13 protein-coding genes are annotated in these 14206 nt (G+C 74.1%); 5 read left to right on the forward strand and 8 right to left on the reverse strand.

Annotation, left to right across the window (positions count from 1 at the left end; genetic code table 11):
• Positions 1 to 48 precede the first annotated feature (48 nt).
• On the forward strand, positions 49 to 2718 hold the full coding sequence (locus tag AB0L45_RS18500; protein WP_365841078.1) for a helicase-associated domain-containing protein: 2670 nt from the start codon (positions 49 to 51) through the stop codon (positions 2716 to 2718).
• Positions 2719 to 2779: 61 nt separating this feature from the next.
• Here the strand turns inward: AB0L45_RS18500 and AB0L45_RS18505 are convergent, their stop codons facing one another.
• Positions 2780 to 3031: a type II toxin-antitoxin system RelE/ParE family toxin gene (locus AB0L45_RS18505; protein ID WP_365841080.1), complete on the reverse strand. Its 252-nt coding sequence runs from the start codon at positions 3029 to 3031 to the stop codon at positions 2780 to 2782.
• Positions 3028 to 3309 (reverse strand): type II toxin-antitoxin system prevent-host-death family antitoxin, encoded by a 282-nt coding sequence (locus tag AB0L45_RS18510; RefSeq protein ID WP_365841082.1) that lies wholly within the window; start codon positions 3307 to 3309, stop codon positions 3028 to 3030. Before AB0L45_RS18510 ends, AB0L45_RS18505 begins: the two co-directional genes overlap by 4 nt.
• A 194-nt stretch (positions 3310 to 3503) precedes the next feature.
• Between AB0L45_RS18510 and AB0L45_RS18515 the strand changes: the two genes are divergently transcribed.
• Positions 3504 to 5147: a DNA repair helicase XPB gene (locus tag AB0L45_RS18515; RefSeq protein WP_365841084.1), complete on the forward strand. Its 1644-nt coding sequence runs from the start codon at positions 3504 to 3506 to the stop codon at positions 5145 to 5147.
• Between the two features lie 44 nt (positions 5148 to 5191).
• Here AB0L45_RS18515 and AB0L45_RS18520 read toward each other — a convergent pair whose 3' ends face one another.
• Together AB0L45_RS18520 and AB0L45_RS18525 are read right to left on the reverse strand one after the other, a co-directional pair.
• The gene (locus AB0L45_RS18520) at positions 5192 to 6376 is read right to left on the reverse strand and encodes a glycosyltransferase 87 family protein (RefSeq protein WP_365841363.1); all 1185 of its coding nucleotides are present in this window, start codon (positions 6374 to 6376) and stop codon (positions 5192 to 5194) included.
• Between the two features lie 398 nt (positions 6377 to 6774).
• Positions 6775 to 6966, reverse strand: a complete 192-nt coding sequence (locus tag AB0L45_RS18525; RefSeq protein WP_365841086.1) for a hypothetical protein — start codon at positions 6964 to 6966, stop codon at positions 6775 to 6777.
• A gap of 390 nt (positions 6967 to 7356) precedes the next feature.
• Here AB0L45_RS18525 and AB0L45_RS18530 point away from each other — a divergent pair, with 390 nt between their 5' ends.
• On the forward strand, positions 7357 to 9447 hold the full coding sequence (locus AB0L45_RS18530) for an AAA family ATPase (RefSeq protein ID WP_365841088.1): 2091 nt from the start codon (positions 7357 to 7359) through the stop codon (positions 9445 to 9447).
• Between the two features lie 10 nt (positions 9448 to 9457).
• Here AB0L45_RS18530 and AB0L45_RS18535 read toward each other — a convergent pair whose 3' ends face one another.
• Positions 9458 to 9796: an ArsR family transcriptional regulator gene (locus AB0L45_RS18535; protein WP_365841090.1), complete on the reverse strand. Its 339-nt coding sequence runs from the start codon at positions 9794 to 9796 to the stop codon at positions 9458 to 9460.
• Positions 9797 to 9932: 136 nt separating this feature from the next.
• On the opposite strand from AB0L45_RS18535, the gene AB0L45_RS18540 reads away from it, so the two are divergent.
• On the forward strand, positions 9933 to 11186 hold the full coding sequence (locus AB0L45_RS18540; protein WP_365841092.1) for an MFS transporter: 1254 nt from the start codon (positions 9933 to 9935) through the stop codon (positions 11184 to 11186).
• 11 nt (positions 11187 to 11197) lie between these two features.
• Here the strand turns inward: AB0L45_RS18540 and AB0L45_RS18545 are convergent, their stop codons facing one another.
• Entirely contained in the window at positions 11198 to 11902 is a 705-nt protein-coding gene (locus AB0L45_RS18545) for a copper homeostasis protein CutC (protein ID WP_365841094.1), read from the reverse strand.
• A 183-nt stretch (positions 11903 to 12085) separates the two neighbouring features.
• Here AB0L45_RS18545 and AB0L45_RS18550 point away from each other — a divergent pair, with 183 nt between their 5' ends.
• A complete protein-coding gene (locus tag AB0L45_RS18550; RefSeq protein WP_365841096.1) occupies positions 12086 to 12817 on the forward strand; it encodes a hypothetical protein in 732 nt (243 codons plus the stop codon).
• Here AB0L45_RS18550 and AB0L45_RS18555 read toward each other — a convergent pair.
• Positions 12804 to 13619, reverse strand: coding sequence for a cytochrome c oxidase assembly protein (locus AB0L45_RS18555; protein ID WP_365841098.1), 816 nt, complete (start codon positions 13617 to 13619; stop codon positions 12804 to 12806). The two genes, AB0L45_RS18550 and AB0L45_RS18555, sit on opposite strands and share 14 nt — an antisense overlap.
• The gene (locus AB0L45_RS18560; RefSeq protein WP_365841100.1) at positions 13616 to 14098 is read right to left on the reverse strand and encodes a DUF2243 domain-containing protein; all 483 of its coding nucleotides are present in this window, start codon (positions 14096 to 14098) and stop codon (positions 13616 to 13618) included. Before AB0L45_RS18560 ends, AB0L45_RS18555 begins: the two co-directional genes overlap by 4 nt.
• Positions 14099 to 14206: the final 108 nt, after the last annotated feature.

Consider the following 14206-nt stretch of genomic DNA (forward strand, 5'->3'; position numbering starts at 1 on the left):
GCGGCGCCGCACCCGACATCGTCACATGCCCCCGCTACCGTGTAGCGGATGAGTGAAACACCCCGCACGCTCGCCGAAGAGCTCCGCACCCGCCCCGACAGCGGGCTCGCCGGCCTGCTGCGGGCCCGCCCCGACCTGCTCAACCCGGTCCCCGGCGATCTGACCCAGCTCGCCACCCGGGCCGGCACCCGCGCCTCGGTCGTCCGGGCCGTCGAGCGCCTGGACCGCTTCGCGCTGCAGACCGCCGAGGCGCTGGCGGTGGCACCGGACCCCTGCCCGTACGAGACGCTGCTCGCGCTGATGGCGGGGGACGCGGGGGCGGACAGTACGGCCGGGGCCGAAGGAGCTGACGGGCCCGGAGAGACCGGAGGAGCCGACGCTCCGGACGGGGCGGCCCTCGCCGCCATCCCCGCCGAACTGCCCCGCGCCCTGCGCACCCTGCGCGACCAGGCGCTGGTCTGGGGCGGTGACGACCGGCTGCGCCTCGTCCGCACGGCCCGCGAACTGCTCGCGCCCGGTCCCGCGCACCCCTCCCCCACCGGCCTGGGCCCCACCGTCGCCGAGGCCACGTCCGGCATGTCGCCCGGCCGCCTCCAGGAGATCCTGGCCGCCGCCGGGCTGGCCCCGACCCACGACCCGGTGACCGCCGTCGCCGCCCTGACCGCGCTGTTCGAGGACCGTACGCGGATGGCCGCGCTGCTCGCGGAGGCCCCCGAGGAGGCGCACGGCGTCCTGGACCGGCTGGTCTGGGGCCCGCCGTACGGGGCCGTCACCGACCGGCCCGCCGCGCACCTGCGGTGGCTCCTCGACCGGGGCGTGCTGCTGCCCGCCGGGCCGCGCAACGTCGTGCTGCCCCGTGAGGCCGCGCTCCACCTGCGCGCGGGGCGCGCGCACCGCGTGCCCGAGCCGTTGCCGCCCGCCCTCGCGCCCTCCACCGAACGCGATCCACAGCTTGTGGACAGCGCCGCCGCCGGCCAGGCGTTCACCGCGCTGGCCACCGTCGAGGAGCTGCTCAAGGAGTGGGACCTCGGCGGGCCCGGCGTGCTGCGCGCCGGAGGCCTGTCCGTCCGCGACCTCAAGCGGACCGCCGCCGCCCTGGACGTCACCGAAGAGACCGCCGCCTTCTGGCTGGAACTGGCTTACGGCGCCGGGCTGCTGGCGTCCGACGGCGAGGCCGACGAACGGTACGCGCCCACCCCCGCCGCCGAGGACTGGCGCCGGCTCCCGGCGGAGCAGCGCTGGGCCCGGCTGGCGGAGTCCTGGCTGGCGGCGACCCGTACGGCAGGACTGGTCGGCACCCCTGACCCGAAGGGCCGCACCCTGTCCGCGCTCGGCCCGAACCTGGACCGTTCCGCGGCGCCCGAGGTACGCCGCCGGACACTCGCCCTGCTCGCCTCCCTGCCCCCCGGCACGTCCGTACCGGCCGAAGCCGTACTGGACCGGCTCCGCTGGGAACGCCCGCTGCGCGGCGCGGCCCAGGCGGCGGCAGCCCCCGCCACGAACGGCAGCTCCAGGACGGCCGCCGCGCGCCGCCCCGACGCGAGCCCCGCGTCCGTCCCCGCCGCCGACGCCGCCCGCAACGCGGGCCCGGCCGCCGCCGACGACCTGCGCTCCCGAATCGCCCGGTGGACGCTCACCGAGGCCGAACTCCTCGGCATCACCGGCCGCGGCGCCCTCGCCACCCACACCCGCGCCCTCCTGTCCACCGGGACCGGCACCGGCTCCGGCAGCACTGCCGGCTCCGCCACCGACCCCGCGCACCCCGAGGCCCCCGCCACCCGCGCCGCCGCCCTCCTCGCGCCCCTCCTCCCCGAACCCCTCGACCACGTCCTCCTCCAGGCCGACCTGACCGCCGTCGCCCCCGGCCCCCTCGAACGCCCCCTCGCCGACGCGCTCGGGGTGCTCGCCGACGTCGAGTCCAAGGGCGGCGCCACCGTCTACCGCTTCACCCCGGCCTCCGTGCGCCGCGCCCTGGACGCCGGCCGCTCCGCCGCCGAGCTGCAGTCCTTCCTCGCCACCCACTCCCGCACCCCGGTGCCGCAGCCGCTCGCCTACCTCATCGACGACGTGGCCCGGCGCCACGGCCGGCTCCGCGTCGGCGCGGCCTCCGCGTACGTACGCTGCGACGACGACGCGCTGCTCACCGAGATCCTCGCCGACCGCCGCGCCGTCGGCCTGCGCCTGCGCCGGCTCGCCCCGACCGTGCTCGCCTCGGCCACCCCGCCCGACCAGCTCCTGGAGGGCCTGCGCGCGATGGGCTACGCCCCCGCCGCCGAATCCGCCGAGGGCGACGTCCTGATCGCCCGCCCGGACGCCTACCGCACCCCGCCGCGCACCGCGCCCACCCCGGTCCCCGAGGGCCCGCCCGCCCCCGACCCCACCCTCCTCGAAGCGGCGGTCCGTGCCATCCGCGCCGGCGACCTCGCCGCAACCGCCGAACGCAAGCCGACAACCACCCCCACCCCGGCCCCCGGCGCCCTCCCCCGCACCACCTCCGCCGAGACCCTCGCCACCATGCAGGCCGCCGTCCTGACCAACGCCACCCTCTGGATCGGCTACGTCAACGCCGACGGCGCCGCCAGCCAGCGCGTCATCGCCCCCGTCCGCGTGGAAGGCGGCTTCGTCACCGCCTACGACCACACCGCCGACGAGGTCCGCACCTTCCCCCTCCACCGCATCACGGGCGTCGCGGAGCTGGCGGACGAGACGGCTTCGTGAGGGGGCGAAGAAGCGGACGAGACCTCGCCCTCCCGCCAGGCCGAACCGTGCCCGGATCGGGTCAACGACTACGGCCGACCTTCAGGACGCTCACAGTGACGGTTGTCTCCTCGGGCTGGTACAGGACTCGCCAGTCTCCGACCGGCAGCCGCCAGTAACCAGATCCGCCCAGCTCACGTGCCTGCGGGGGACGCGGATCCGTGGCCAGGCCCCGGACCGCCGTCGCGCATTCCTTGGCGCCCGCAGGATCGATGTGGCGAAGGCGGCGGAACTCGTCCATGGCTTGGTGCTCCCATACGACGGTATAGGTCACGAAGCGGCTGCCCGGCGGTCTTCCGCTTCCAGCTCGGCCATGAACGCCTCGTGCGTCTTCGCCTCCCCGGTGGGGGCGGCTCTGCGACGGCTCGCTTCGGTGATGTCGGCCTCATCGCGCAGCCGGCGAAGTTCCTCCAGCTCGTCTATCGGGATCAGAGCGGCGGCAGGCTTGCCGTATTCGCTGATCACGATGTGCGCGTGACCGTGGCGCACCCGGCTGACCAGTTGTCCGAGCTCGTTGCGGGCCTGCACGAGCGGATACGTCTCGTCGTCCATACGGAGAATGTACACACCTGCGGCTGCGTACGGTGTGGTTTCGCAAGGGCCCAGGCCTCCTTCGCTCCCGTCCCCGCCATCGGCCCGCCCCCGTGCGGCAATGCGGCACACTGGACGTTTGGCCGTACGGACGGCCGGGTGCCGCGGTCGGGCTGGGGAACGGCCGGGTGCAGGTGACGCGAAAGGCGAGGCGCGTGAACGGACCTCTCATCGTCCAGAGCGACAAGACGCTGCTGCTGGAAGTCGACCACGAGCAGGCGGAGGCGTGCCGGCGGGCCATCGCGCCGTTCGCGGAGCTGGAGCGGGCGCCCGAGCACATGCACACGTACCGGGTGACGCCGCTCGGGCTGTGGAACGCGCGGGCCGCCGGGCACGACGCCGAGCAGGTCGTGGACGCGCTGGTCGGGTTCTCGCGGTATCCGGTGCCGCACGCGCTGCTGGTGGACATCGCCGAGACCATGTCGCGGTACGGGCGGCTGACGCTGTCCAAGCACCCGGCGCACGGGCTGGTGCTCACCACCACCGACCGGCCGGTGCTGGAGGAGGTCCTGCGGTCGAAGAAGGTGCAGCCGCTGGTGGGGGCACGGCTGGACCCGGACACGGTGGTGGTCCACCCGTCCGAGCGCGGGCAGATCAAGCAGACGCTGCTCAAGCTGGGCTGGCCGGCCGAGGACCTGGCCGGGTATGTGGACGGCGAGGCGCATCCGATCGAGCTGGACGAGGACGGCTGGGCGCTGCGGCCGTATCAGCAGCAGGCCGTGGAAGGCTTCTGGCACGGTGGTTCGGGCGTGGTGGTGCTTCCCTGTGGTGCGGGGAAGACGCTGGTCGGGGCCGGTGCGATGGCGCGGGCCAAGGCGACCACGCTGATCCTGGTCACCAACACGGTCTCGGCGCGGCAGTGGAAGCACGAGCTGGTCAGGCGGACGTCGCTGACCGAGGACGAGGTCGGCGAGTACAGCGGTACGAAGAAGGAGATCCGGCCGGTCACGATCGCCACGTACCAGGTGCTGACGACCAAGCGGAAGGGCGTCTACCCGCACCTGGAGCTGTTCGACTCGCGGGACTGGGGGCTGATCATCTATGACGAGGTGCACCTGCTGCCCGCGCCGGTCTTCAAGTTCACCGCCGATCTCCAGGCGCGGCGGCGGCTGGGGCTGACGGCGACACTCGTACGGGAGGACGGCCGGGAGTCGGACGTCTTCTCGCTGATCGGCCCGAAGCGCTTCGACGCGCCGTGGAAGGAGATCGAGGCGCAGGGGTACATCGCGCCGGCGGACTGTGTCGAGGTACGGGTCAGCCTGACCGAGTCGGAGCGGCTGGCGTACGCGACGGCCGAGCCGGAGGAGAAGTACCGGTACTGCGCGACGACGGCCAGCAAGCAGAGTGTGACCGAGGCGCTGGTGCGGCGGCACAAGGGCGAGCAGACCCTGGTGATCGGGCAGTACATCGACCAGCTCGACGAACTGGGTGAGCACCTGGGCGCGCCGGTCATCAAGGGGGAGACGACCAACGCGCAGCGCGAGAAGCTCTTCGACGCGTTCCGGGAGGGTGAGATCTCCGTACTGGTCGTCTCCAAGGTCGCGAACTTCTCGATCGACCTGCCGGAGGCGACGGTCGCGATCCAGGTGTCGGGCACGTTCGGGTCGCGGCAGGAGGAGGCGCAGCGGCTGGGGCGGGTGCTGCGGCCCAAGGCCGACGGGCACGAGGCGCGGTTCTACTCGGTCGTCGCCCGCGACACCGTCGACCAGGACTTCGCGGCGCACCGCCAGCGCTTCCTGGCGGAGCAGGGGTACGCGTACCGGATCGTGGACGCTACGGAGCTGCCGGCCGAGGGATGAGTGGCTGAGCGGATGAGGGGGGTGAGCGTCCGGCCCCGGACGGTTCAGCGTCCGGGGACGTGGGCGCTCAGTTCCGGGGAGCGGCGGGCGCTGCGCGGCAGGGGGAACGGGCGGCGGGCCAGGACGGACAGCGGGACGGCCGGGGGCCGGCGGCTCCACCAGGCCACCGCTGCCAGCATCGCCAGCCCCAGGAGCGGGTACGGGGCCGCCAGCGGCTGCTGCCACCAGGAGAGCCGCAGGTCCAGGTCGCCCTGGTGCGGGAGCACCCACATCGTGCGGGCCGTGAAGGCGAGCGCCACGGCCGCGAGGAGTACCCGGCGCCACCGTACGCCGCGGACGTGCGCCCCGAGGGCGACCAGCAGCGGCACGCACCACACCCAGTGGTGGGACCAGCTGATCGGCGAGACGAGCAGGGCCGTGACCGCGGTGCACAGCACGCCCCAGGAGTCCAGGCCGCGCCGCAGGTACACCCGGCGGGCGACGAAGAGGCCGGCCATGCCGGTCAGCAGCGCCGCGCCCGCCCACACCAGGCCCGGTTCCTGGGTGTGCAGGCAGCGGGCCAGCAGGCCTTGCAGGGACTGGTTGTCGACGATCCACACCTTGCCGACCCGGCCGGTCTCGAACATCCGCCGCGTCCAGAACTCCACACTGGCGTCCGGCAGGACGAGCACCCCGAGCAGCACGGAGCACACGAAGCCGGCCAGGGCGGTGCAGGCGGCCCGTACCCGGCCGGTGATCAGCAGGTAGACGGCGAACACGGCCGGGGTGAGCTTGATGCCCGTGGCGAGGCCGACGGCGAAGCCCTTCAGGCGGGCACCGTCCGGGCGGCCCAGGTCCCACAGGACGAGGCAGGTCAGGGCGATGTTGATCTGCCCGAAGACGAGCGTCTGGAAGAACGGTTCGAGCCAGATGGCGAGCGCGGTGGCGGTGAGCACGACGGGCAGGGTGCGCGCGCTCCGCAGCCGGGACACACCCGCCGGGTCGCTGGTGCCGGTGACGTACGCGGCCTTGTACGAGAGGTGCAGCAGGACCGGGACGAGGGCCACGTTGACGAGGACGGAGGCGACCTTGAGGGCGCCGGTCGGCAGCCAGGTCGTCGGGATGAACAGCAGGGCGGCGAAGGGCGGGTACGTCGCGGGGAGGTTCCACTCGGTGACGGTGAAGCCGTACAGGTCGCCGCCGGACGCCGCGGCCTCCCCTTCGGCCCGGTAGACCACTATGTCCGACATGGACAGTTCGACGAGCTGGAAGACGGTGGCCAGCGCGGCCAGCGACACCACGAGCAGTCCCGCCGCGGCGATCGTCTTCCGGTCCGGGCGCGTGAGATGCCGCGTCCACGGCCGTCTGTGCGGTTCCGACCGCGTCCCCTCGGCGGCAGACACTTGTTGAGCCCCTCCTCGTCGCCGGACGCACGCTGTCTGCGGTGACGCTAGTCGATCGAGACCGACTGTTTGTAACGGTTTCCGGTCATCCGGTTGCTGATTGGGTGTCCGACAGAGGTGAAAAGGAGTCTACGGGCGGGAGCGGAGCGGCGGGCGGGGCCGCACTCGGAGCTCGGAGCGGCGGGCGGGGCCGCACTCGGAGCTCGGAACGGCGGGCGGGGCCGCACTCGGAGCTCGGAGCGGGCTCAGTCGTCCGCGTACTCCCCGAGGAGGACGACGCTGACCGCGGCGGCGGCGAAGACCTTGACCGCGCGGAAGACGTTGCCCACCATGTGGCGCTGCTCGTGGGTGCGCTGCGCGCCGGCGGTGTCCGTGCCGAGGGCGGTGGCGCCGTGGGCCGGGTGCAGGGTGCCTGGGGTGATGGTTGCGCTGCTCATGACTCCATGATGGTTGTCGCGGGCGGGCCGCACATCGGCCCACGGGCCCATCCCTGCCCGGCCTTCGGTCAGCCCCTGGGCCTATCCCGCCCCCTACGGGAGATGGACGGGGCCGGGCGGAACGTCAGGGTCCGGCGCACCCGGCACGGGGCCGGCTCCTGACGCCGCGGGCCGGCCCCGCCGTCGAAATCCGTTGGCGTCCCCGAAAGCTGCTGGATACAATCGCCGGTCTGCCCGCCTCCCTCAGCGGAGTGCCACCGGCCGCACGGAAACCGGCCGGCTCCACGCTTCACGCACCTGAACGCAGATGCCCGCACCCGATCGCATCTGAAGACGCCTACGCGTACGCCGTCACGTACGACCGTAGCCGGATCCGCCGGAGGCAACACCGTGCCCTCGCACGCCCACGACCAGGCCACCGACCCCGCGCCCGAGCACTCCGACCCCCTGGAACGCGAACGCGCCCACCTCGCGGCCTCCCGGGCCGCGCTGCGCGCCATGCGCGCGGACGCCGAGGCGCTGAACATCGCCGACGTGACCGTGAACTGGGTCAACGCCGAAGTGCTCCAGGGCGAGGTCGACGCCCGTATCAAGGCGCTCGCCGACCTCGCCCACACCCCGCTCTTCTTCGGCCGCCTGGACTACCTGCACGCCCCTGGCCTGGACGCCGAGGGCGCGGCGGGCGAGAACTTCTACATCGGCCGCCGGCACGTCCACGACGCCGACGGCGACCCCATGGTCATCGACTGGCGCGCGCCGGTCTCGCAGCCGTTCTACCGGGCCTCCAAGAAGGACCCGATGGACCTCAAGCTGCGCCGCCGCTTCGGCTACACGGGCGGGCAGCTGACCGCGTACGAGGACGAGCACCTGACCGACCCGGGCGAGGCGGAGCAGCACAGCAAGCTGCTCCAGTCCGAGATCGAACGGCCGCGCGTGGGCCCGATGCGCGACATCGTGGCGACGATCCAGCCGGAGCAGGACGAGATCGTGCGCGCCGGGATCGGCGGCACCGTCTGTGTCCAGGGAGCGCCGGGCACCGGCAAGACCGCGGTGGGCCTGCACCGGGTCGCGTACCTGCTGTACGCGCACCGGGAGCGGCTGGCCCGTTCCGGCACGCTCGTCATCGGTCCGAACCGCTCGTTCCTGCACTACATCGAGCAGGTGCTGCCCGCGCTGGGCGAGTTGGAGGTCAAGCAGGCCACGGTCGACGACCTGGTGGCGCACGTCGAGGTGCGGGGCACGGACGACGCGGCGGCGGCCACGGTCAAGGGCGACGCGCGGCTGGCGCAGGTGCTGCGGCGGGCGGTGTGGTCGCACGTGCGCCAGCCGTCCGAGGCGTGTGTGGTGGTGCGCGGTTCGCGGCGCTGGCGGGTGCCGGCGTACGAGATCGAGGAGATCGTCGACGAGCTGCTGCGCCGCGACATCCGCTACGGCGCGGCCCGGGAGGCGCTGCCGCAGCGCATCGCGCACGCGGTGCTCGTACGGATGGAGCAGGCCGGCGAGGCGCCGGACGACCGGGTGCAGGACGCGGTGGCGCGCAACGCGGCGGTCAAGGCCGTGGTCAAGGAGGTGTGGCCGCCGGTCGACCCGGCCAAGGTGGTGCTGCGGCTGCTGGGCGACGCGGAGTTCCTGGCCGAGCAGGCGGCGGGCATCCTGACGCCCGAGGAGCAGAAGACGATCCTGTGGGCGAAGCCGGCGCGCAGCGTGAAGAGCGCCAAGTGGTCGGCGGCGGACGCGGTGCTGATCGACGAGGCGGCCGACCTGGTCACCCGTACGCACTCCCTGGGCCATGTGGTGCTGGACGAGGCGCAGGACCTGTCACCGATGCAGTACCGGGCGGTGGGCCGGCGCTGTACGACCGGTTCGGCGACGATCCTGGGCGACATCGCGCAGGGCACCACCCCGTGGTCCACCGACACGTGGCAGGAGGCGCTGTCCCACCTGGGCAAGCCGGGGGCGCAGATCGAGGAGCTGACGCTGGGCTTCCGCGTGCCGCGCGAGGTGATCTCGTACGCCTCGCGGCTGCTGCCGGCGATCGCGCCCGACCTGACCGAGGCGACCTCGATCCGCGAGTCCGCGGGGGACTTCGCGATCCGGCCGGTGCCGGCGGCGGAGCTGGACGACGCGGTCATCGCCGCCTGCCACGAAGCGCTGGTCAAGGAAGGATCGATCGGTCTGATCGCGGCCGAGGCCCGGCTGCCCGCGCTGCGCGCGGCGCTGGACGCCGCGGGGCTGGCCGTGCTGGCGCCCGGCGAGGAGACCTCCGAGGAGGCCCGCCTGACGCTGGTCCCGGCCACGCTGGCCAAGGGCCTGGAGTACGACTACGTGGTCCTCGACGAGCCCGCCGCGATCGTCGACGGCGAACCGGACGAACGCACCGGCCTGCGCCGCCTGTACGTCTGCCTGACCCGTCCGGTCTCCGGGCTGACGGTGATCCACGCGGCGCCCCTGCCGGAGCGGCTGGGCGCGTCCGCCGGGTGAGCCGGTCCCCTCACTGCTCCAGCGGCGGCATGGACGCCAGGAGCGACTCCACCAGCCCGGGGAACCGGGCGTCGAGGTCGGCGCGGCGCAGCCGTACGTAGCGGTTGCGCCCGACAGCGCAGGTCGAGGCGATCCCGGCCTCGCGCAGGATCCGCATGTGGTGGGAGACCGTCGACTTGTGCAGGTGGCTCAGGCCCAGTCGTTCGGAGGAGCAGTCGTGCTGCTCGCCTGACGCGTAGACCCGGAAGAGGTGCATCCGGGTCGGATCCCCCAGCGCGTGCAACACCTTGACCAGCTCGATGTCGGCGGTGTCCGGCTGCGGCAGCAGCTGTTCCTCCACGTCCGTCACGGCGTTCTCCTCTCCCTGCCGAGCCCCGGACTGTTTGACAACCATCCAACAATCCATATCGTTTGACGCACATCAAACTTTACCCGGCGTCGCGGCTGCCCCACCCGTCGCACGCGCCGTACCGGGAAGGACACCCGTGCGTCTTCGTCTGCTTCTGCTCGCCCTCGGCGCGTTCGCCGTCGGGACCGACACCATGGTGATGGCCGGCCTCCTCGGCGACATCGCCGCCGACCTGGAGATCTCCGTACCGGCCGCGGGCCAGCTGGTCACCGTCTTCGCGCTCGGGTACGCGGTGCTCGCCCCGCCGCTCGCCACCGTGACGGCCCGCTGGCCGCGTCAGCGGCTGCTGCTCACCGCGCTCACCGTCTTCACCCTGGGCAACGCGCTGAGCGCCCTCGCCCCCACCTACCCGCTGCTGCTCGCCACCCGGGTGCTGGCCGCGGCCGGCGCCGCGCTCTACACCCCCGCCGCCAGCGCGGCCGCCGCCTCGATCGTGCCGCCCGAGCGCCGCGGCCGGGCGCTGGCCACGGTCATGGGCGGGATGACGGTCGCGACCGCCCTCGGCGTCCCCCTCGGCACCTACATCGGCGACGCCGACTGGCGGCTGACGATGTGGCTCGTCGTCGCGCTCGGCGCCCTGGCGCTCGGCGGCCTCGCCGTCCTCCTGCGCGGCATCCCCGCCCCGACGGCCGCGCCCGGCCTGCGTGAACGCCTCGTGCCGCTGGGCAACCGCCGCGTCCTGAGCGGCATCGGCACCACGTTCCTCTTCTTCCTCGCGGTGCAGGGCGTCTACATCTACCTGGCGACCGCGGTACGCCCGGCGACCGGCGGCGACGCGGGCCGGCTGACCCTGGTCATGTTCGCCGGCGGGCTGTCCTCGGTCGCGGGCAGCTGGCTGGGCGGCCGGGCGGTGGACCGGCTGGGCGTACGGCCCGTCATGGTCACCGGCGTCGCGGTGGCGGCGGCCGGCTACCTCACCCTGCCCTGGCTGTCCCTGACCATGGCGGGCGCACTCGTGTACGTCCTGGCCGTCCACTTCTTCGCCTGGGCGACGGCCGTCTCGCTGGCCCACCGGATGGCGTCCCTCGACCCGGCCGACGCGCCGCTGCTGCTCTCGCTCAACAGCAGCGCCCTGTATCTCGGGATGGCGGCGGGCGGCGGCGTGGGCAGTGCGGCCGTCGGCCTGCTGGGGCCTCGGTGGTTCCCGCTGGTGTCCGGGGCGCTCGCCCTGCTGGCACTGGTCTCGGCGGTGGTGACGACGCGGCGGCGCGCGACGGCGCGGGAGGCCGCACCGGCAAGGGCCCGAGCCACAAAGGGACCGCACCCCCACGAAGGAGCCGCGCTCCCGCACGAGAACGCGGCCCCCGCCCCTCCCGCCGCCCGCTCCTAGGTCGTGTCGGCTTAGACCGGCACCCCCTCCAGCGCCTCACGCCACGCCGCCACGGCGCCCGTGTCGACCGGTGCCTGCCACCCGGAGGGGCGTGCCGCGCCGCCGATGTGGAAGGCGTCCACCCCGGCTGCCAGCAGTTCCGGGAGGTGGGCGAGGACCAGTCCGCCGCCGATCAGGAGCCGCGGCTCGTAGCCGGGCTCGCCCTCGGCCGTGCGGGCGCGCTCGGCCAGCAGGGTGGGCAGGCCGTCCTCGACGCCGGCGGGCGAGCCCGCCGTCAGGTAGGTGTCGAGACCGGGCAGCCCGGCCAGTTCCTTGCGCAGCGCGTCGCGGTCGGCGGCCCGGTCGATGGCCCGGTGGAACGTCCACCGGCAGCCGGCGACCGCGCCGGCCACCGCCCGTACGGCCGCCAGGTCGGGGCGCCCGTCCGCGTCGAGGAAGCCGAGGACGAACTCCTCCGCGCCTTCGGCCCGCAGTGCCGCGGCCGACGCGCACAGGGCGTCGACGTCGCCCGCCGCGAAGCCGTCGGCGGCCCGCAGCATCACCCGTACCGGGATGTCGACGGCCGCCCGGACCGCCGCGACGGTCCGCGGCGACGGGGTGAGTCCGTCGGCGGCCATGTCGCTGACGAGTTCGAGGCGGTCCGCACCGCCGGCCTGGGCGGCCACCGCGTCGGCGGCGTCGAGCGCGATCACCTCCAGGAGTGCGCGCGTGGTCATAGGTCCCCATTCCTTCGGCGTGACGACTTCAGCAGGACGAGACGGGATGCCGACACGGACAACGAGGACGACAGGTCTAGTCCAATATCCCAGAGTACGGGCCGCCCCGCCCGCCGGGACCACAACGCCCCGGTACTCGACCGGAAACCTCCTCTTGACCTCCCCCCGGGCACAATGGGCCGCATGGCTCGCACGACACCTCCGTCCGGTACGGCCCACACCCACTTCGGGGGCGGCGCCGACCCGTTCCCGGATCTGCACCACCGCTGGGCCACCGCCGTCGCCGGCGCCCGGGGCGGCAGCGGCCCCGCCGACCCCGACCCGGCCCCGTACGCGGACAACCTGCTCGGCCGCTGGGCCGAGCCGCAGCGCCGGTACCACTCCACCGGCCACCTCATCGCCGTGCTGGACCGCGTCGACGAGCTGGCCGTGCACGCGACCGACCTGGACGCCGGGGTGCCCGTGGACTGGGACGCCGTCCGCCTCGCCGCCTGGTTCCACGACGCCGTGTACCGCCCCGAGCGCTCCGAGAACGAGGAGCGCAGCGCCGCCCTCGCCGAGCGCGCGCTGCCCGAGCTGGGCATCGGCGACGCCTGTACGGCCGAGGTGGCCCGCCTCGTACGCCTCACCGCGAGCCACGACCCGGCCCCCGACGACCACAACGGCGCGGCCCTGTGCGACGCGGACCTGGCGGTCCTGGCGGGGGCGCCCGAGCAGTACGCGGCCTACGCCGCCGCCGTCCGGGAGGAGTACGGCTTCGTGCCGGACCGGGAGTTCCGCGCCGGGCGCACCGAGGTGCTGCGGCACCTCCTGGGCATGGCGAGCCTGTTCCGTACGCCGTACGGCAAGCAGCAGTGGGAGCGGGTGGCCCGCCGCAACCTGACCACCGAGCTGGAACTGCTCACGACCGGGTAGCGGCGGCCGCGCCGTGCGCCCCCGGCCGGCCCGCGCGCCGCTCGCGCCGCAGGGCGCGCCCCTCGGCCCGGTACCACTGGAACGCCACCACGGCCGCCAGCGCCAGTTCGACGGCGTCACCGCCGTAGTACATGACCTGTGAGGCCAGGTGCAGGTCAGCGGTGGCGAAGGAGGTGCCGGGCGGGCCCGCCGCGTACAGGGACTTGGCGAGGACGGCGTGCGCCGCACCCCCGGCCAGCAGTACGGCCGCCCGCAGGCCGGGACCGGGCTGGTGGCGTACGGGATCCAGGGCGAGCAGCCCGAAGGAGAACAGCAGCCCGGCGAGCAGGATGTGCACGTGCACGAGCGAGTTCAGCCAGGGGCTGTGGTGGCTGACGGACAGCAGCGGGGTGCGGTACAGCAGCCACAGCCCGCCGAAGTCGAGCAGGGCCGCCACCGGCAGCAGCGCCCAGACCGTCGCCCAGCGGGAGCGGGTCAGGGCCACCAGGCGGCGGCGTACGGGGACCGGCGCGGTGCGCAGGACCAGGGTCAGCGGGCGGCCCAGCACCAGGAGCAGCGGGGCGGCCATGCCGACGCACAGGTGCGTGAGCATGTGGGCGGTGAACGGCGGCGCGGCGCCCCAGGGCTCGGCGACACCTGCCACGAGCACCGCGCCGCCCGCGCAGAACAGCGCGTCGCGCCCGTACGGCCAGGCGTCGCCGCGGGCGCGCAGCCGGGTCGCGGCGGCCAGGTAGGCGAGGCAGCCGAGGACGGCGGCAGCAGTGACGGCCGCGGTGAAGGGCGGGGGCAGGGCAGCCGTCATCGGGTGTGGGACGGGGTGTGCGGCTCGGCCGTACGCGAGGTGGCGCGTGGTGCCGTGCGGGAGGCGCGGACGAGCAGCAGTGCGCCGATCACCAGGAGCAGTACGGCGGTCCCGTTCCACGTCCAGTCGTACGGCGCCAGATCCACGCCGTACCGGATCTGGTGGATGCCCAGGCCCTTGTGCTGGAACGTGCCGTCGTAGAGCTGGAACCCGCCCAGCCCCAGGAACAGCCCGCCCCACCACGCCCGGGGCACCAGCGTGCCACGGCGGCGGACGTCCGCGTACAGCACCAGGCCCGCCACCATCGCGAGCCAGCTGCCCGCGTGGAACAGCCCGTCGGACACCAGGCCGACGTCCGTGGTCGACTTGTCGTAGAAGTGGTGCCAGTGCAGCAGCTGGTGGAAGACCGTCTCGTCGATGAACGCGGCCGTGCCGATGCCCGTCAGCACGCCGCTGACCACCGTTCTCGTACGCCTCACAGGAACCTCCTCGCCGTCCACCTCATGCGGGCCTCCGCACCGTCGCGGGCCGGGCGGAGCCGCCGGGGTACCCCGGGCCGAGGGGACGAAACGCCGCGGGGGCGCGAC

This window comes from Streptomyces sp. NPDC052496, from assembly GCF_040679095.1.
In the GTDB taxonomy this organism is placed as follows: Bacteria; Actinomycetota; Actinomycetes; order Streptomycetales; family Streptomycetaceae; genus Streptomyces.

What these genes read in the sequence shown, in the direction of transcription:
- AB0L45_RS18500 (WP_365841078.1), top strand. Translation starts at nt 49, where the DNA reads ATGAGTGAAACACCCCGCACGCTCGCCGAAGAGCTCCGCACCCGCCCC.
- AB0L45_RS18510 (WP_365841082.1), bottom strand. Translation starts at nt 3,309, where the DNA reads ATGGACGACGAGACGTATCCGCTCGTGCAGGCCCGCAACGAGCTCGGA.
- AB0L45_RS18520 (WP_365841363.1), bottom strand. Translation starts at nt 6,376, where the DNA reads ATGTCGGACATAGTGGTCTACCGGGCCGAAGGGGAGGCCGCGGCGTCC.
- AB0L45_RS18525 (WP_365841086.1), bottom strand. Translation starts at nt 6,966, where the DNA reads ATGAGCAGCGCAACCATCACCCCAGGCACCCTGCACCCGGCCCACGGC.
- AB0L45_RS18545 (WP_365841094.1), bottom strand. Translation starts at nt 11,902, where the DNA reads ATGACCACGCGCGCACTCCTGGAGGTGATCGCGCTCGACGCCGCCGAC.
- AB0L45_RS18550 (WP_365841096.1), top strand. Translation starts at nt 12,086, where the DNA reads ATGGCTCGCACGACACCTCCGTCCGGTACGGCCCACACCCACTTCGGG.
- AB0L45_RS18555 (WP_365841098.1), bottom strand. Translation starts at nt 13,619, where the DNA reads ATGACGGCTGCCCTGCCCCCGCCCTTCACCGCGGCCGTCACTGCTGCC.